Here is a 16,559-nt window from a genome sequence, read left to right as displayed (position 1 = left end):
ATGTTCTTTTATTTAATACGAAGTGCCTACTTCTTAACAGGCTCGTATGCATAAACCACTTCGTATTTACTATTCTTGAAATTTGAAGAAAGTTGTCCGATTTTTAGATTCTGAGCCTGGGGTGTAGGCTCGCAATATGAATACTTTTTGCCTTTATAAGTAACCGGTTCACCAATTGGTTTATCAAACTGAACGGCAATAGTTAAATGTTTAGGGTATAGCAGAGCAATCATCGGCAGGTTATATATTTCCTTTACCAAATAGAAAAATAATGCGGCCCGGTCATCGCAATCGCTGTAGGTACTTAATAAGGTTTGTTCAGGCGAAAAACGTTTTTCCTTGCCAAAATTTTCACCGTCATCTTCGTATAAAAAACCATAACGCGTAAATCTCATGAGATAATCAACACCCTTTTTCTGATCCATGTGTTTTAGGTTTTCTTTTAAGGTGGGAATAAGAGAACTGTATGTTTCCCTGCTCAAAGGAATATTAAAATAACTCTCAAAATCTACTACCGGATAATTTTTGAAAATGGTTTGTACATCTTCATTCACTTTCAATTTAAAATGATGGATTTTTTGACGGTAGCTAAATTCGATATCCTTTTCCTGATAGCTTTCCGGTTTAAAATCGGGCATTCTGGTTACCTTGTAAGAGAAAGGATTTTTAGCCTCTGGAATTAAAATTTTAACGGGCTTGTAAGCATCAGCCTGTTTAAAAAGTTTGCCGTAATCGTGGTAATTTAAGCACATAAACTTTTTATCGTCAATCATAAAAAACGGAATATCGCTGATATCTTCTTCATTTCTTACATAAAATATAACCTGATCATTGCCTACAGCTAACCTTGCATCGTAGCCGCATTTACTCAGTAAAAACCATTTATATAAAGTATAAGCAAAATAATTATCCGCTTTTGGGCTAATCTGTTCAGCTGTTTTACGGATCAGTTGATAATAAATCCAGTCGTTTAAATTATATTTTTTCTGATATTTTTCTAAAGAGGAGATAAGCGGCGCATATTGGCCGGAAGAGATGCGGCTGTAAAAGTTTGAAACGGCCGATGCAGTTGCTGTTCTTGGTATTGGAAAAACGACTGAAGAATCGATATTAAAATTAAAAGTTCCGTCATAAAAATCGAAAGAATAAATCTGTCCCTTCGAGACGATGGTATTCATCATCATGCAAACGAACAAAATGGTCCTCAAAATATATATATAAATCCCTCTTTTCAAACCGCCTCATATTTGGTTACATTAAATTTACCTATTATTAACATAAAAGCAACAATTTCTTTATGTGAACAAGGGGAGGGGTTCTTAATGAGAAATTAACATTGGGTTTTAATGAAAGTCGATCAGGCTATTTTTTTAAAGCGTAAAGCCCCTTTCTTAAGTGTTTTAAAAGCGAGGTATTGCAGTCTTTACAATCAATTTCTTTCAAGTGGATGGCTTTGCCAATACTGATTTTTAACTGGTGGCCATTTTTGTTGAATAACTCTGAAATAAGTTTTGCAGTTTGTAACGAAGGGTGTATGAATTTTAACAGGCTAAAAAAGATGCCATTATTACCATGAAAATATATGGGTAATATAGGCACATTGGCTTTGGATATGATTTTACCAACCACGGGATGCCATTCGCGGTCTGTAATCTGATTTTTTCTGAATTTATAGGAAGAAACTTCGCCGGCCGGAAAAATAGCAACAGGACTGCCATCTTTTAAAAGTTTTAAAGTTGTTTTTAATCCGCTAATACTTGATGAATCCTGAACTTTTTCGAATGGATTTACCGCGATAATACATTTCTCAAGATTTGGAATTTTTTTTAGCAGAAAATTTCCCATAAACATGGTATCAGGTCGGTGATTGGCTAGTGTACTTAATAATGCTAATGATTCTATCGCGCCATAAGGATGGTTTGCAATCGCAATAAATGCGCCCTCTTTTGGGATGTTGGCCAAATCTTCATCACTGATCTGAATCGTAACGCCTAAAACATCCAGAATGTGATTGGCAAATTTTTCTCCTTCTAACGTATTGGCGTCTCTGATAATTCCATTGAAGTCGTTAATCTTCAGGAACCTCATTAAAAAGGAAGCAAGACCAGGGATCGGAATATTACAAATGCCTGTTGCCTTTGAAAAATTCTCTTTAGAAATAACTGTCATAATTTTAGTTCAAAATTGGTTCCATCAGAAAGCCAACTTGATAAATGATTTTTTATTTGAGCTAAATATAAGGGAGGGAAACATTCGGTTCTCAAGAAGAAGAATGTTTATCATAGCTCATACAGAGTACCTAAAGATAATGGAATAATATGAACAACAGCATATTAATCGATTAAGAAATTGTAAGGAAGAAAATTCTATAAATAATATTTCATTAACACCAATTTAACACGGCAAGCCTACTTTTGTGGCATAAATATTTGGTTAGTATTTATAAAGTTTAGGTTAGTTGATAATAAAAAACCCAGATGGATGTCTGGGTTTTTTTATTAAATTCAATTATAGATTTTTGCCGAGCTTTTCGAGCATTTCTGGTGGAATATTATGCGTATCAACCACTAAGAAGCCATCTAAACAATCAGAAAATTTAGGGTCGATATTGAAAGAGATAATCTTCGCATTCAGGTTCATATACTGCCTTAACAATACGGGGATTTTGATGTGCGAGTTTTCTATATCTCCGATTATACTATCTAAATCTTTAAAAGACTCGCTGCTATCAACCAAGGTATCGGTAGAAATTGGTAAAAGGTCAGCCTTGAATTTGTTTCTTGGTTTAACATATTTAGCCATTTCATAATCAAAATGGTTTTTGGTAATATAATCTACAATTAAGGCCTTGCTAAATTTAGAAAAGTTATTGCTGATACTCACTGGTCCGAACATATAACGAAACTGTGGATTATCGATCAGATACTTTAAAATGCCTTTCCATAGTAAAAATAAGGGAAGTGGTTTGCCCTGGTATTCTTTTCTGATCCACGATCTGCCCAACTCGATTCCTTGCCTCAACATTGGGTAGAACTGATCTTTCATTTTGAACAACTCTGATAGGTAGAAACCACGGCGGCCCATGCTTTCTAAAATTTCATCTCCTTTACCAATCCGGTAAGCACCTACAATATTTTCTAAATCCTTATCCCATATAAATAAATGGTTATAGTAGATGTCGTAATTGTCGAGATCGATTTTTTTGTTGGTTCCTTCACCCACCTCACGGAAAGTAATTTCACGCAAACGGCCAATTTCTCTTAAAATATTCGGGATTTTTAAAGTCGGAACAATGTATACTTCGTAATTTTTCTCTGTCCAAACCTTGAAATCTTCCAGAAGCGTTACCTCATTTTTAATTAAAAGCCTCGAAGTTTCTTCAATTACCTCAGCAGGCTTCTTTTTAATTTTAAATAAGTTTAATGGGTTAAAGAGTTTTTTCTCTGTATCTAAACCAACACCAAGCGCATACGTACGGGCCCTTAAAAAGTCCATCAGTTTATTGCTGCTGTTCATATGTGAGATTTCAGATACGGCTATTGGTTTACCAACCCGTACCTTAATGGTGCGCCCATGTTTATTTAAAAACTCCGAAGGCAGTTTTGCTGTACGCAGGGTAGGGTGTATGAAGCTTAAAATGTTAAAGAAAACGCCGTTATTGCCATGAAAGTAAATAGGTACAACGGGCACTTTTGCTTTAGCAATCAGTTTTCCAACAACAGGATGCCACATCCTGTCGGTTACCTGCTGGGCATCCAATTTAAAGGTAGAAACCTCTCCTGCAGGGAAAATACCGATCGGAACCCCGTTTCTAAGCAGATCAAAAGTCGTTTTTAATCCGCTGATGCTTGATGTATGCTGCACATTTTCGAAAGGATTTACTGCAACAAAAAATTCATCAAGGTTCGGTATTTTTTTCAAAATGAAATTTACCATCACCTTGGCATCTGGCCTAACCGTACACAATAGTTTAACTAAAGCCAAACCCTCTACACCACCATAAGGGTGATTTGCAATGGCAATAAAAGGGCCTGTCTTCGGAATACTATTTAAATCATCATCATCAAATTCTATAGAAACGCCAATGGTTTCTAATATCTTGTCTACAAATTCTAAGCCTTTAAAGTGTTGATTTTGAGCGAATACGTCGTTGATTTCGTTCAGTTTCATGATCTCCATCATCAAACCTGCTAAACCTGGTACACCTAGCTTATCTATCTTTGTTGCTTTCGCAAACTCAGATGTAGTTATGATCTTCATATAAAATTCTTAGATTGTTGATAGGCAAAACCTGTTCTGTTTTGCAATTCCAAAAATAAGATTTATATTTATAATACACATGTCATATCGCATCAATGAGAATTTGGCTCAACAAAAATTTTGGTGTTAGCAAAAGTGAATTTAATGGATTGCTGTTTCTGGTCTTTATTATAATTGTAATTAAGGCTACACCTATTATATATGGCTATTATCAGCCGGTTTCAAATGATGATCCGAATCTTTTAGCACAAATTCAGAAGATAAGCATAACAGATCAGGCATATGCCAATACTATTCGCGATCGGATTGAAGGTTCAATCCCTAAAAAACCAATTAAGCTTTTTAAATTCAATCCCAACACTTTAGATGCACAAGGTTGGCAAACTTTAGGCTTATCGGCAAAACAGGCACAATCGATTATAAATTATACCGCGAAGGGTGGCAAGTTTTATAAGCCCGAAGATCTTCAGAAAATGTATACCATTTCTCCTGAAATGTACAAGAAGATACTGCCTTATGCTCACATCCCCGATCAGCCCCTCAATGCTTCAGGAAAATATGCACCTTTCGAAAAAAAGGAATATGCTAAAAAAACTTCGGTCATCGTTGATATTAATAAGGCAGACTCGACACAATTGGATGAGATAAAAGGCATTGGCGGAACTTTTGCACTTAGAATTATTAAATACCGTGAACGTTTAGGCGGTTTTTACAAGAAAGAGCAGCTGCTCGAAGTTTATGGCTTAGATTCTAATAAGTATGCCGAAATTAAAGATCAGATTGAAATCAGTAATACCCCGTTAAAAACAATAAATGTAAATACAGCAACTTTTAACGATTTAAAGCGTAATCCATATCTTTCTTACAAGCAGATCAATGCCATTATTCAATACCGTAAGCAGCATGGCAATTATTCCGGCGTATCTGATCTGAAGAAGATTGTGCTCCTCAACCAGCAGGTTATAGATAAAATTACCCCTTACATTTCTTTTTAGAAGTAGGTTTAAAAGAGCCATTTTCAATTTGATTGGAAAGCAATGGTCGTGCTCATCGGTTCCGAAAGTCCTGCTTTACACTTTACGCTGCCGATGAAGGATCGGCATTCGTGCTCGTTCCAATCAGGTTTAATCATAGAGGGCAATGCTTATTAACCGCAAATCATATTGCCGGCCGTGCCACCTAAACCTGATCGGAACGAACACGAAGTGTAACGGAGTAAAGTGGAGAGCAGGGCTAAATATCGCCAAACGCTTCTGTACCTGATTTCCAAAAAAAAGGATAACCAAGCTTGAAATCATATATTCCTATTCCAGAAGTTAATTGCTTGCAAGGTTTAAAAAGAATCCATCTTCAATTTGATTTGGAAAGCAATGGTCGTGCTCATCGGTTCTGAAAGTCCTGCTTTACACTTTACTCTGCCGATGAAACCTGTGAAACAAGCAAGCACACCATAAAAAGTTAAAAACAAGTGCTTAATTCGGCATTCGTGCTCGTTCCAATCAGGTTTAATCATAGAGGGCAATGCTTATTAACCCCAAATCATATTACCTGCCTTGCTAACTAAACCTGATCGGAACGAACACGAAGTGTAACGGAGTAAAGTGGAGAGCAGGACTGAATAACCCGAAACGCTTCTGTACCTGATTTCCAAAAAAAAGATAACCAAGTTAAAAATTATGTATTTCCTATTCCAGGTTAGTTATGGAAGTTAATTGCTTGCAAGGTTTAAAAAGAATCCATCTTCAATTTGATTTGGAAAGCAATGGCGTGCTCATCGGTTCCGAAAGCCCTGCTTTATACTTTACGCTCCCGATGAAAACCTGTGAAACAAGCAAGCACACCATAAAAGTAAAAACAAGTGCTTAAATCGGGATTCGTGCCCGTTCCAATCAGGTTTAATCATAGAGGGCAATGCTTATTACCCCAAATCATATTGCCTGCCCTGCCACCTAAACCTGATCGGAACGAACACGAAGTGTAACGGAGTAAAGTGGAGAGCAGGGCTGAATAACCCCAAATGCTTCTGTACCTGATTTCAAAAAAAAGGAGAACAAATTAAAATGATGTGTTGCCTAAACGCCATTATCTAAAATTATTCGGCTAAAGTTGTAAGAAAAATAGGAAAAACTTTATCGGTTAATTTCAAGGTTTAAAATTAACCGATAAACTAATTGAACCGAATACCATTTCATTCTGTAATTGCACAAATATTTAATGGTAACTAACTATCAAATAATTGTTTATAATTGCCTCAACTAACAATAAAATATAAATTTAATGAGCGTAAGCTTCGATTTTTCAGAAACAGAAACTCAGCAGAGTGTAAAGGCCATGGTCCGCGATTTTGCAGAGAAAAACATTCGTCCACATATAATGGAATGGGATGAGGTACAGCATTTTCCTGTAGAATTGTTTAAACAGCTCGGCGAATTAGGTTTAATGGGTGTTTTAGTTCCGGAAGAATATGGAGGATCTGGATTGGGCTATCAGGAGTATGTTGATGTAATTGTAGAAGTGGCCCGGGTTTGTGGTTCAATCGGTTTATCATTAGCCGCACACAACTCTTTATGTACCGGCCATATTCTGGCATTTGCTAATGAAGAACAGAAACAAAGGTGGCTGCCAAAGCTGGCAACGGCCGAGTGGATTGGTGCCTGGGGATTAACCGAGGCCAATACAGGTTCTGATGCCTTAAGAATGATGACCACTGCTGTTGAAGATGGCGACGATTACATTATAAACGGTGCAAAAAATTGGATTACCCACGGCAAAAGCGGCGATATTGCAGTTGTTATGGTAAGAACGGGGGAGCAGGGGAGCTCGAAAGGGATTTCGGCCATTGTAGTAGAGCGTGGTACACCTGGTTTTACCGCAGGCAAAAAAGAAAATAAATTAGGAATGCGGGCATCAGAAACTACAGAAATGATTTTTGATAATTGCCGCGTACCCAAAGCCAATTTATTGGGCAATGTTGGCGAAGGCTTTAAACAAGCCATGAAGGTTTTAGATGGCGGAAGAATTTCTATTGCCGCATTGGCCTTAGGAATTGCAAAAGGCGCTTTTGATGCCGCAGTAGCCTATTCAAAACAGCGGCAGCAATTTGGACAGCCGATTGCCAGCTTTCAGGCCATTAGTTTTAAGCTTGCCGATATGGCTACCGAAATTGAAGCAGCTGAATTATTGATCCGTCAGGCTGCAGATTTAAAGAACAGACATTTGCCTATGACAAAAGAATCGGCTATGGCGAAATATTTTGCCTCAGAGGTTTCGGTAAGGGTAGCCACAGATGCCGTTCAGATATTTGGTGGTTATGGTTATACTAAAGATTTTCCGGTGGAGAAATTCTATCGTGATAGTAAATTATGTACAATAGGCGAGGGAACATCAGAAATACAGAAAATTGTAATTGCCAGAGAAATATTGCAGAGGTAGGAAGGTAAAAGGTTTAGGGTTTAAGGCAAATGTCGATCACCCTACACCTTTTGCCCTACACCTTTAACCTTACTAAAAACCAAATATATTATGAGTAATCCGGATGGCTTAACTACTTCCGGATTTTTTTGTTTAAATTTTTAAAACCAAGCAGCTGAAACCAATGTTTTTTAATGACCAATGACCAATGACCAATGACCAATGACCAATGACCAATGACCAATGACCAATGACCAGTTGAGTTTGGGGTGGGGAGTTTGGCGTTTGGCGTCAGTTAACCGATTTAAACAATTAACCGATTAACCATACTAACTAACGATTGATTAATGAACTAAAAATATGGCAAAGTATTCAGAAAAAGCTGGTGAGAAAGTAGAAAAAACCATGCACGAAATGAAAGAGGGTAAGCTTAAAAGCGGATCAGGTAAAAAAGTGACTTCCAAAAAGCAGGCAATTGCTATCGGTTTATCGGAAGCGAGGAAAGCAGGAGCGAAGGTACCTAAGAAAGGTTAGGAGGTAAAAGGTGTATGGTGTAAGGTTTAAAACTAATCGTCAAAATAATAGTTTTCCCTAAACCCTAAACCCTAAACCCTAAACCCTTCCCTTACTGTGGTATATCTTTCGTGGTTAAAATGCTATCTACTACATAAACACTAAATCCGCGCCAGGGTAAGGTGTTTTTATATTCTTTGTAATGTAGCTCGTAGAACTTTCCGCTATTGGCCATCATTTTATCGGCAATTTCTTTATTTGCAATAGAGAATTCGAATTCATTGTTTTGTAAGGTGCCGGCTTGTTTGGATCGTACCCCGCTTTGAATCAATTTACCTTCGTAAGTTTTAAAGATATAACCTTTCTTCACTACATAATTTAATTCGCCTGCTTTAACGCCTTCGCCAAAAACAAAGAAATACCGGTAATAGCAAATTGCTATCAGTAAAATAACGACTATAACTGCGATAATTGAGCCAATTTTTTTTCCTGTTGTCATATGATATAATGTATAGATAAATGTAGGTAAACAACAGTTTAGTTTAATCAATGATTTAAATAAATTTCTTTTTTGTAAAATCTTTCTCATTTTCAATATTTTGCTTACATTTGCAGCCCCGATAATACGGGAAAAATTTAAAAACCACGAGAGGAGGTATTTCAGCGTTATGATCATTATCAACATTAAAGACGGCGAATCATTAGATAAAGCCCTTAAACGTTTCAAGAAAAAGTTTGAAAAAACTGGTGTATTGAGAGAACTACGTAGTCGTCAGGCATACGAGAAAAAATCCGTTGCCCGCCGTACTGAAATTAAACATGCTGTTTACATTCAGAATATGAATCTAGATACAACTTCTTAGTTGTTTACGATATAAATACATTAAAGTCCTGGTCGTTTGATCGGGACTTTTTTGTTTTAAAAAGAAATCAAAAACTTTACAATAAACAATTAATTAATGATTTCTTTATATCAAAACTATTTGTAACTTCATATCAATGCCCCGCAAAAAGATATTGAATGTTGCTAAAAAGTTTTATAGCCTATTTAACTCACGAGAAGCGCTATTCTCAGCACACCATTACCTCTTATCAAACAGATTTAGATCAGTTTGAAGCGTACATTATTACATACGATCTGAACTTTTTAGAAGTAAAACATGTGCATCTAAGGGACTATATGGTCGATCTGATGGAGAACAAAATATCGGAACATACCATCAATAGAAAAATTTCGACTTTACGGAGCTTTTATAAATTTTTACACAGAACAGGAAAGATTGATCAAAATCCTACTGTCTTAATTAAAGCACCAAAAATACCGAAAAGACTTCCTGTGTTTGTTGATTCGCAAAAGATGGATCAGCTATTAGATTCGGAGCAGTATTTTAACGAGGGCTTTCCCTCCGTTCGCGATCATCTGGTAATCGAGCTGCTTTTTGGTACCGGAATGCGTTTAACCGAGCTGCTTCAGTTAAAAGATACTGATATTGATATTTATTCAGGGACGATAAAGGTGCTGGGTAAAAGAAATAAGGAGCGAATCATCCCTGTAAATAAACAGCTTATTAATCAGATCAATACCTACATTGAACTAAAAAAGTTGCAAAACTTTAATAACAATTTGCTTACCTTAATCGTTACCAATACAGGTGCAGCGGCATATCCAAAATTAATATACCGTATTGTTACCTCATACCTAAACCACATTTCAACCAATGAGAAGAAAAGTCCCCACGTGCTCCGGCACAGTTATGCAACAAGCCTGCTAAATGCAGGAGCAGATCTAAATGCAATTAAAGAACTTTTGGGTCACGCGAGTTTAGCGGCAACCCAGGTTTACACGCACAATTCGATCGAAAGATTAAAAACAATTTATAAACAAGCCCATCCAAAGGCGTAAAAAAAGGAGGAAAAATGAAAATCGGAGTTCAATCAATCCACTTCAGTGCAGACAGTAAGTTGTTAGATTTTATACAGAAGAAAGCAAACAAGCTAGATCAGTTTTTCGACCAGATCATTAGCGGAGAAGTGTATTTAAAGTTAGAGAACGTAGAGGATGAAGCTAATAAAATTAGTGAGATAAAACTCATTGTGCCGGGAGGTACCCTCTTCGCTAAAGAACAATGTAAATCATTTGAAGAAGCCACAGATCTGGCCATTGAATCATTAAGAAAGCAGATTACGAAACATAAAGATAAAACACGCGCAAAATTAAGTGAGCATAAGGCTATTTTAAGCGAAAGCGAAGCCGCTGACTACTAAAATAGTATATCCTTAACAAAACGGCAACATGATTCATAATTGTGTTGCCGTTTTTTTATAATTACGTTTGCTGGATGGAGGAATTTTGATACTGTATGATCTCTTTTCGGATAGAAGAGATAATTCTATTGGCTATTTTTTGAAGGAATATAAAGGAATTGAATTAACAAAGGGTATACAAACTAATCGTTGGAGAGGTTTAGTAAATAAAGAAAAGAACGGTTAACGTTAAAAATCGATTCGCATAACTTTAAAACGCATAAAAGTTAAAAATAATATACGTTTTATGCCAGGGCAAAGCGACTGATTATGAAGTACCTATTATTCTAAATGGTCTATATTGAGTTAAAGGGCTAAAAAAGTTCTGTATTTTTTTTCGATTTTATTTTGAACTGAAATATAAGTGTGTATATTTGCATTCCCTTTCGGAAACGGTGTTAAGCCAGGAAGAAAAGGCTTGTTCTTTAAAAAGATAAAAGTTTTAAAAAAACACGTTAATAGTATGAAAAATGAAGATTTTTCGTATCATTGCACAAAATTTAAAGCCTCCTTAGCTCAGCTGGTAGAGCAACTGACTTGTAATCAGTAGGTCATTGGTTCGATTCCGATAGGAGGCTCTTTTTATTTTAAAGTGTTAGCATTTTGAAATAAAAAATGGGGAGATTCCAGAGCGGCCAAATGGGACAGACTGTAACTCTGTTATCGCAAGATTTCGAAGGTTCGAATCCTTCTCTCCCCACAATTAAATGAATGACCAAATGTTTTAATGATAGAATATATCTCTCATTCTTTCATTCAATCAATCACTGGTTTTAAAAAAGCGGAAGTAGCTCAGTTGGTAGAGCGATAGCCTTCCAAGCTATAGGTCGCGAGTTCGAACCTCGTCTTCCGCTCCAATAAAATTAGAAAAAGTGGGCAGTTATTGGTTACGGTTTTAATTTAGTTAAAACTAAAAGGCTGGAACTGGAAACTAAAAAGCCGACTTAGCTCAGCGGTAGAGCACTTCCTTGGTAAGGAAGAGGTCATGGGTTCAATTCCCATAGTTGGCTCAGGATAATAAAGCTTTGTTAAATCTGTTTAATATGCAGTGTAGACAAGGTTTTTTGTGTTGCATTGCATCAAAACAATAAATAAAATAATAAAAAGTTAACCTACTAATTAGTTATAAATAAAATGGCAAAAGAAAAATTTGACCGTAGTAAACCGCACTTAAACATCGGTACAATCGGTCACGTCGATCACGGTAAAACAACTTTAACAGCAGCTATTACAAAAGTTTTAGCTGATGCAGGTTTATCTGAGGCACGTTCATTCGATTCAATTGACTCAGCTCCTGAGGAAAAAGAAAGAGGTATTACAATTAATACTGCGCACGTTGAGTATTCAACTGCAAACCGTCACTACGCACACGTAGATTGTCCAGGTCACGCGGATTATGTTAAAAACATGGTTACAGGTGCGGCTCAAATGGATGGTGCTATTATCGTTGTTGCTGCTACTGATGGTCCAATGCCACAAACTCGTGAGCACATCTTGTTAGCTCGTCAGGTTGGTGTACCTTCATTGGTTGTATTCATGAACAAAGTGGATATGGTTGATGATCCTGAATTATTAGAATTAGTAGAAATGGAAGTTCGTGAACTATTATCGTTCTACGATTTCCCTGGTGATGATATTCCTGTTATTCAAGGTTCTGCTTTAGGTGGTTTGAATGGCGATCCAAAATGGGTTGGAAAAATTATGGAGTTAATGGATGCTGTAGATAGCTACATTCCAATTCCTCCACGTTTAACTGAACTTCCATTCTTAATGCCTGTTGAAGATGTATTCTCGATCACTGGTCGTGGTACTGTAGCAACTGGTCGTATTGAGCGTGGTGTAATCAACTCTGGAGATCCGGTTGAAATCTTAGGTATGGGTGCTGAGAACTTAAAATCTACAGTAACTGGTGTTGAGATGTTCCGTAAGATCTTAGATTATGGTGAAGCTGGTGATAACGTAGGTTTATTGTTACGTGGTATTGAGAAAACTGATATCCGTCGTGGTATGGTAATCTGTAAACCAGGTTCAGTAACTCCTCACACTGATTTCAAAGCTGAGATCTATGTATTATCAAAAGCAGAAGGTGGTCGTCACACTCCATTCTTCAACAAATACCGTCCACAGTTCTATTTCCGTACTACAGATGTTACTGGTGAAATTTCACTAGCTGAAGGTACTGAGATGGTAATGCCAGGTGATAACGTTACAATTTCTGTGAAATTGATCAACGCAATCGCAATGGAAAAAGGTCTACGTTTCGCAATCCGTGAGGGTGGTAGAACAGTAGGTGCTGGTCAGGTAACTGAGATTGTAAAATAAAACCCCAAACCCCTTAAGGGGCTTCAGGTAAATAACTGAAAGCAAAGTGCTTGAGTTCACTTAAGCACTTTGCTTTCTAATTACGGGAATAGTTCAACGGTAGAATAGAGGTCTCCAAAACCTTTGATCAGGGTTCGAATCCTTGTTCCCGTGCTCAAAACAATGATTGAGTAATTAAATGAGTGAATGATTGAATTTGAAAGTTAGCTTTCGAATATTATCATTCACTCATTTAGTCATTCTGTCATTCAATAAATTAAATATGGCTAAAGTAGTTGAGTTTATAAAAGAATCATACGATGAAATGACCAATAAGGTTACATGGCCTACTTGGGGCGAACTGCAAAGTTCTGCGATTCTTGTATTAGTGGCTTCTTTAATTATTGCATTGGTTATTTTTGCAATGGATAAAGGATCGACATTTGTGTTAGATACTTTTTATAAATCACTTTCTAATTAATATTTACAAATGAGCGATCTAAAGTGGTACGTTGTAAGGGCTGTTAGCGGTAAAGAAAAGAAAGTAAAACAGTACATTGATGCTGAGATCAGCCGTTTAGGTTTCTCTCATTTGGTTCCTCAGGTTTTAATACCAATGGAAAAATATTACCAAATGAAAGATGGTAAAAAAATTGCCAAAGAACGTAACTTCTATCCTGGTTATGTTTTAATCGAAGCTACATTAGATGGAGAGTTAGAGCACATCATTAAAGGAATTAACAGTGTTATTGGTTTCTTGGGTGATAAAGCGGGCAATCCAATCCCAATGCGCCAGGCAGAAGTTAACCGTATTTTAGGTGTGGTTGATGAAATGAGCGAGCAAGGCGAAACCATGAATGTGCCTTACTATGTTGGCGAAGGCATTAAAGTTATGGACGGACCTTTCAATGGTTTCTCAGGTATTATCGAAGAGGTAAACGAAGAGAAGAAAAAACTGAAAGTAATGGTTAAGATTTTCGGACGTAAAACGCCACTTGAACTTAACTACATGCAAGTAGAAAAAGAGTAAAAAATTGTCTTAAATATTTGAAAGGCCTTAGAATTTATTTTCTGAGGCCTTTTTGTTTTATATAGGGTTTGAAATCAGTTAATGTATTTTTAAGTATAATAACACATTCTATATTTAGAAACTCTTTAAAAATGATGGAAATTTATACAGGTTGTCACGTCGAGACTGCCGAAACGCCTTTAGAGCTGATCCTTCAACAAGCTAGCTATCAATGATAAGATTTAATTAGAAAGGTCGTCATTGCGAGGAGGAACGACGAAGCAATCTTTCCTGCTAGAAAAGATTGCTTCCCCGAAAAACGGGGCAGGCTGTCGGCTGAAAAAGCCTTCTCGCAATGACGATAATCTGAGGAGATTTATCTCCTTAAATATCATATCATTTATATTGATTTTATACAATAAATTAACCCTCAGGATGACAAGTAAATATAAAAACGAAACTTAAACAGCCTCTTAAAAATATATTTTTCTCAATCTATTGCAGGACTGCAAGATTATCCATATCTTTGCAGTCCTTTAAGCTTTATAGGAGCTATGAGGAATTAAATGTTACATGCTTCCAATATTTAACATTGAGTTTTAAATAAACAAAAAACACAAAATGGCAAAAGAAGTCAGTGCAATGATCAAATTACAGATCAAAGGCGGAGCGGCAAATCCATCGCCACCAGTAGGACCTGCATTAGGTGCTAAAGGGGTGAACATTATGGAGTTTTGCAAACAGTACAACGCTCGTACCCAAGATAAAGCAGGTAAAGTATTGCCAGTTGTAATTACTGTTTATGCTGATAAGTCATTCGATTTCATCATCAAAACCCCTCCGGTAGCTATCCAGTTAAAAGATGCTACTAAATTACAGAGTGGTTCTGCTGAGCCTAACCGTAAAAAAGTTGGATCGGTGACCTGGGACCAGATTAAAGTTATTGCTGAAGATAAAATGCCTGATTTAAATGCATTTACAATCGAATCTGCAATGAGTATGGTTGCCGGTACAGCACGCAGTATGGGAATCACCGTTTCTGGTGACGCACCCTGGAACAATTAATTAAAAAACAGTTTACAACAGTGGCGAAATTAACTAAAAATCAAAAAAAGGCACATGCTAAAATAGAAGCTGGTAAAGCTTATACTTTGAAGGATGCTGCTGCTTTGGTAAAAGAAATCACTACTACTAAATTCGATGCTTCAGTTGATATTGATGTATCCTTAGGAGTAGATCCGCGTAAAGCCAATCAAATGGTACGTGGTATTGCTACTTTACCACACGGAACAGGTAAAACTGTACGTGTTTTAGCTTTAGTAACTCCTGATAAGGAAGAAGAAGCAAAAGCAGCTGGCGCAGACTTCGTAGGTTTAGACGAGTATGTAGCTAAAATTGAAGGTGGTTGGACCGATGTAGACATTATTATCACTACACCAGCTTGTATGGCTAAGGTAGGTAAATTGGGCCGTGTTTTAGGTCCAAGAAACTTAATGCCTAACCCAAAATCAGGTACAGTAACTAACGATGTTGGTAAAGCTGTAACAGAGGTTAAAGCAGGTAAGATTGATTTTAAAGTAGACAAAACGGGTATCATACACGCCTCGATAGGAAAAGTATCATTCCCAGCAGATAAAATTTATGAGAATGCAATGGAGATTATCTCTGTTATTTCTAAATTAAAACCTTCTGCTGCAAAAGGAACTTATTTTAAAAGCATTCACGTGTCTTCTACAATGAGTCCTGGGATTGCAATTGAAACTAAATCAGTAGCGGGGATCTAATCATGAACAGAGAAGAAAAAAACGAAGTAGTTTTAGAACTACAAGGACAAATGCAAGAGTTTGGCAATTTTTATATTGCTGATACTTCTAGCCTTTCTGTAGAGCAGATCAATAACATCCGCCGCAAATGTTTCGAAGGTGATATCGTAATGAAGGTAGCTAAAAACTCTTTAATCCGCAAAGCGATTGAAGGTTTAGACGGCGATGCTTCTGAGATATACGAAGCCCTTAAAGGTTCATCATCATTATTATTCTCAAAAACAGCAAACGCTCCGGCTAAGTTGATTAAAACTTTGAGAAGAACATCTGATAAACCATTGCTTAAAGCAGCATATATAGATTCATCAGTATACGTTGGCGATGACCAATTGAATAACTTAGTAAGCTTAAAATCGAGAGAAGAGCTTATTGGCGATATCATTGGATTATTACAGTCACCAGCTAAGAATGTTATATCTGCGCTTAAATCAAGCGGAGGCAAAATTGCAGGAATTGTTAAAACTCTTCAGGAAAGAGAAGGTTAACGAACACCTTAAGTTCGCAAATAAAACAAAATTATTTTACGTAAAAATTTAAAATCTTAATAAAATGGCAGATTTAAAATCGTTTGCTGAGCAATTAGTAAACTTAACCGTTAAAGAAGTTAACGAATTAGCTCAAATCTTAAAAGACGAGTATGGTATCGAGCCTGCAGCTGCTGCTGTAGTTGCTGGTCCTGCTGCTGGTGGTGATGCACCTGCTGCTGCTGCAGAAAAAACATCATTTGATGTAATCTTAAAAGAAGCTGGTGGCGCTAAATTAGCAGTTGTGAAACTTGTTAAAGACTTAACTGGCCTTGGTTTGAAAGAAGCAAAAGACTTAGTTGACGGAGCACCAAAAGAATTAAAAGCTGGTGTTACTAAAGACGAAGCTGAAGCTCTTAAAAAACAATTAGAAGAAGCTGGAGCAGTAGTTGAGATTAAGTAATCACTTAACTT

Annotated in this window: 17 protein-coding genes and 5 tRNA genes; 18 read left to right on the top strand and 4 right to left on the bottom strand. The window is 36.7% G+C overall.

The window, feature by feature from the left end; all coding sequences use genetic code 11:
* Window positions 1–26: 26 nt before the first annotated feature.
* The 3 genes from QF042_RS20770 to QF042_RS20760 all read right to left on the bottom strand — a co-directional run bounded on the left by QF042_RS20770 (window position 27) and on the right by QF042_RS20760 (window position 4,260).
* The gene (locus QF042_RS20770) at window positions 27–1,184 is read right to left on the bottom strand and encodes a hypothetical protein (RefSeq protein ID WP_307531958.1); all 1,158 of its coding nucleotides are present in this window, start codon (window positions 1,182–1,184) and stop codon (window positions 27–29) included.
* Between the two features lie 178 nt (window positions 1,185–1,362).
* Entirely contained in the window at window positions 1,363–2,169 is an 807-nt protein-coding gene (locus QF042_RS20765) for a 1-acyl-sn-glycerol-3-phosphate acyltransferase (RefSeq protein WP_307531957.1), read from the bottom strand.
* Window positions 2,170–2,508: 339 nt separating this feature from the next.
* Window positions 2,509–4,260: a lysophospholipid acyltransferase family protein gene (locus QF042_RS20760; protein ID WP_307531955.1), complete on the bottom strand. Its 1,752-nt coding sequence runs from the start codon at window positions 4,258–4,260 to the stop codon at window positions 2,509–2,511.
* Between the two features lie 95 nt (window positions 4,261–4,355).
* On the opposite strand from QF042_RS20760, the gene QF042_RS20755 reads away from it, so the two are divergent.
* The 3 genes from QF042_RS20755 (at window position 4,356) to QF042_RS20745 (ending at window position 8,205) form a co-directional block, all read left to right on the top strand.
* Entirely contained in the window at window positions 4,356–5,255 is a 900-nt protein-coding gene (locus QF042_RS20755; protein ID WP_307531954.1) for a ComEA family DNA-binding protein, read from the top strand.
* 1,282 nt (window positions 5,256–6,537) lie between these two features.
* Entirely contained in the window at window positions 6,538–7,692 is a 1,155-nt protein-coding gene (locus QF042_RS20750; RefSeq protein WP_307531952.1) for an acyl-CoA dehydrogenase, read from the top strand.
* 339 nt (window positions 7,693–8,031) lie between these two features.
* Window positions 8,032–8,205, top strand: a complete 174-nt coding sequence (locus QF042_RS20745; RefSeq protein ID WP_222431196.1) for a DUF6496 domain-containing protein — start codon at window positions 8,032–8,034, stop codon at window positions 8,203–8,205.
* Window positions 8,206–8,296: 91 nt separating this feature from the next.
* Here QF042_RS20745 and QF042_RS20740 read toward each other — a convergent pair whose 3' ends face one another.
* The gene (locus tag QF042_RS20740) at window positions 8,297–8,683 is read right to left on the bottom strand and encodes a hypothetical protein (RefSeq protein WP_307531950.1); all 387 of its coding nucleotides are present in this window, start codon (window positions 8,681–8,683) and stop codon (window positions 8,297–8,299) included.
* A 169-nt stretch (window positions 8,684–8,852) separates the two neighbouring features.
* Here QF042_RS20740 and rpsU point away from each other — a divergent pair, with 169 nt between their 5' ends.
* From rpsU to rplL, 15 genes are all read left to right on the top strand, one after another.
* Entirely contained in the window at window positions 8,853–9,047 is a 195-nt protein-coding gene (gene rpsU / locus QF042_RS20735) for a 30S ribosomal protein S21 (protein ID WP_025143268.1), read from the top strand.
* Window positions 9,048–9,205: 158 nt separating this feature from the next.
* Window positions 9,206–10,087, top strand: coding sequence for a tyrosine-type recombinase/integrase (locus tag QF042_RS20730; protein WP_307531948.1), 882 nt, complete (start codon window positions 9,206–9,208; stop codon window positions 10,085–10,087).
* Window positions 10,088–10,101: 14 nt separating this feature from the next.
* The gene (gene hpf / locus QF042_RS20725) at window positions 10,102–10,449 is read left to right on the top strand and encodes a ribosome hibernation-promoting factor, HPF/YfiA family (protein ID WP_025143266.1); all 348 of its coding nucleotides are present in this window, start codon (window positions 10,102–10,104) and stop codon (window positions 10,447–10,449) included.
* A 544-nt stretch (window positions 10,450–10,993) separates the two neighbouring features.
* Window positions 10,994–11,066: transfer RNA gene (locus tag QF042_RS20720), tRNA-Thr, on the top strand.
* A gap of 39 nt (window positions 11,067–11,105) precedes the next feature.
* Window positions 11,106–11,188, top strand: a tRNA-Tyr gene (locus QF042_RS20715).
* 81 nt (window positions 11,189–11,269) lie between these two features.
* Window positions 11,270–11,345, top strand: a tRNA-Gly gene (locus tag QF042_RS20710).
* Between the two features lie 81 nt (window positions 11,346–11,426).
* Window positions 11,427–11,498 (top strand) — tRNA-Thr (locus QF042_RS20705).
* 124 nt (window positions 11,499–11,622) lie between these two features.
* Window positions 11,623–12,810 carry an elongation factor Tu gene (gene tuf, locus QF042_RS20700; protein WP_116250009.1) on the top strand — a complete coding sequence of 396 codons (1,188 nt, stop codon included), beginning with the start codon at window positions 11,623–11,625 and terminating at the stop codon, window positions 12,808–12,810.
* A gap of 82 nt (window positions 12,811–12,892) precedes the next feature.
* Window positions 12,893–12,963: transfer RNA gene (locus tag QF042_RS20695), tRNA-Trp, on the top strand.
* Window positions 12,964–13,072: 109 nt separating this feature from the next.
* Window positions 13,073–13,270 (top strand): preprotein translocase subunit SecE, encoded by a 198-nt coding sequence (gene secE, locus QF042_RS20690; RefSeq protein WP_025143264.1) that lies wholly within the window; start codon window positions 13,073–13,075, stop codon window positions 13,268–13,270.
* A 9-nt stretch (window positions 13,271–13,279) separates the two neighbouring features.
* A complete protein-coding gene (nusG, locus tag QF042_RS20685; protein ID WP_025143263.1) occupies window positions 13,280–13,819 on the top strand; it encodes a transcription termination/antitermination protein NusG in 540 nt (179 codons plus the stop codon).
* A 600-nt stretch (window positions 13,820–14,419) separates the two neighbouring features.
* Window positions 14,420–14,863, top strand: coding sequence for a 50S ribosomal protein L11 (rplK, locus tag QF042_RS20680; RefSeq protein ID WP_010601094.1), 444 nt, complete (start codon window positions 14,420–14,422; stop codon window positions 14,861–14,863).
* Between the two features lie 20 nt (window positions 14,864–14,883).
* On the top strand, window positions 14,884–15,582 hold the full coding sequence (rplA, locus tag QF042_RS20675; protein WP_307531943.1) for a 50S ribosomal protein L1: 699 nt from the start codon (window positions 14,884–14,886) through the stop codon (window positions 15,580–15,582).
* A gap of 2 nt (window positions 15,583–15,584) precedes the next feature.
* Entirely contained in the window at window positions 15,585–16,106 is a 522-nt protein-coding gene (rplJ, locus tag QF042_RS20670; RefSeq protein ID WP_307531941.1) for a 50S ribosomal protein L10, read from the top strand.
* Window positions 16,107–16,170: 64 nt separating this feature from the next.
* Window positions 16,171–16,548, top strand: coding sequence for a 50S ribosomal protein L7/L12 (gene rplL / locus QF042_RS20665; RefSeq protein WP_029279312.1), 378 nt, complete (start codon window positions 16,171–16,173; stop codon window positions 16,546–16,548).
* The last annotated feature ends 11 nt before the right edge of the window (window positions 16,549–16,559 follow it).

It is taken from the genome of Pedobacter sp. W3I1, assembly GCF_030816015.1.
Classification (GTDB): Bacteria; Bacteroidota; Bacteroidia; order Sphingobacteriales; family Sphingobacteriaceae; genus Pedobacter.
Note: the sequence above shows the minus strand (reverse complement) of the source record. Positions and strands in the feature narration are given on the sequence as shown.

Coding starts and splice junctions, on each gene's coding strand:
- hpf (WP_025143266.1), top strand. CDS start 10,102: ATGAAAATCGGAGTTCAATCAATCCACTTCAGTGCAGACAGTAAGTTG.
- nusG (WP_025143263.1), top strand. CDS start 13,280: ATGAGCGATCTAAAGTGGTACGTTGTAAGGGCTGTTAGCGGTAAAGAA.
- QF042_RS20760 (WP_307531955.1), bottom strand. CDS start 4,260: ATGAAGATCATAACTACATCTGAGTTTGCGAAAGCAACAAAGATAGAT.
- rpsU (WP_025143268.1), top strand. CDS start 8,853: ATGATCATTATCAACATTAAAGACGGCGAATCATTAGATAAAGCCCTT.
- QF042_RS20730 (WP_307531948.1), top strand. CDS start 9,206: ATGTTGCTAAAAAGTTTTATAGCCTATTTAACTCACGAGAAGCGCTAT.
- secE (WP_025143264.1), top strand. CDS start 13,073: ATGGCTAAAGTAGTTGAGTTTATAAAAGAATCATACGATGAAATGACC.
- rplK (WP_010601094.1), top strand. CDS start 14,420: ATGGCAAAAGAAGTCAGTGCAATGATCAAATTACAGATCAAAGGCGGA.
- tuf (WP_116250009.1), top strand. CDS start 11,623: ATGGCAAAAGAAAAATTTGACCGTAGTAAACCGCACTTAAACATCGGT.
- QF042_RS20750 (WP_307531952.1), top strand. CDS start 6,538: ATGAGCGTAAGCTTCGATTTTTCAGAAACAGAAACTCAGCAGAGTGTA.
- QF042_RS20740 (WP_307531950.1), bottom strand. CDS start 8,683: ATGACAACAGGAAAAAAAATTGGCTCAATTATCGCAGTTATAGTCGTT.
- rplL (WP_029279312.1), top strand. CDS start 16,171: ATGGCAGATTTAAAATCGTTTGCTGAGCAATTAGTAAACTTAACCGTT.
- QF042_RS20745 (WP_222431196.1), top strand. CDS start 8,032: ATGGCAAAGTATTCAGAAAAAGCTGGTGAGAAAGTAGAAAAAACCATG.
- QF042_RS20770 (WP_307531958.1), bottom strand. CDS start 1,184: ATGATGATGAATACCATCGTCTCGAAGGGACAGATTTATTCTTTCGAT.
- QF042_RS20765 (WP_307531957.1), bottom strand. CDS start 2,169: ATGACAGTTATTTCTAAAGAGAATTTTTCAAAGGCAACAGGCATTTGT.
- QF042_RS20755 (WP_307531954.1), top strand. CDS start 4,356: ATGAGAATTTGGCTCAACAAAAATTTTGGTGTTAGCAAAAGTGAATTT.
- rplJ (WP_307531941.1), top strand. CDS start 15,585: ATGAACAGAGAAGAAAAAAACGAAGTAGTTTTAGAACTACAAGGACAA.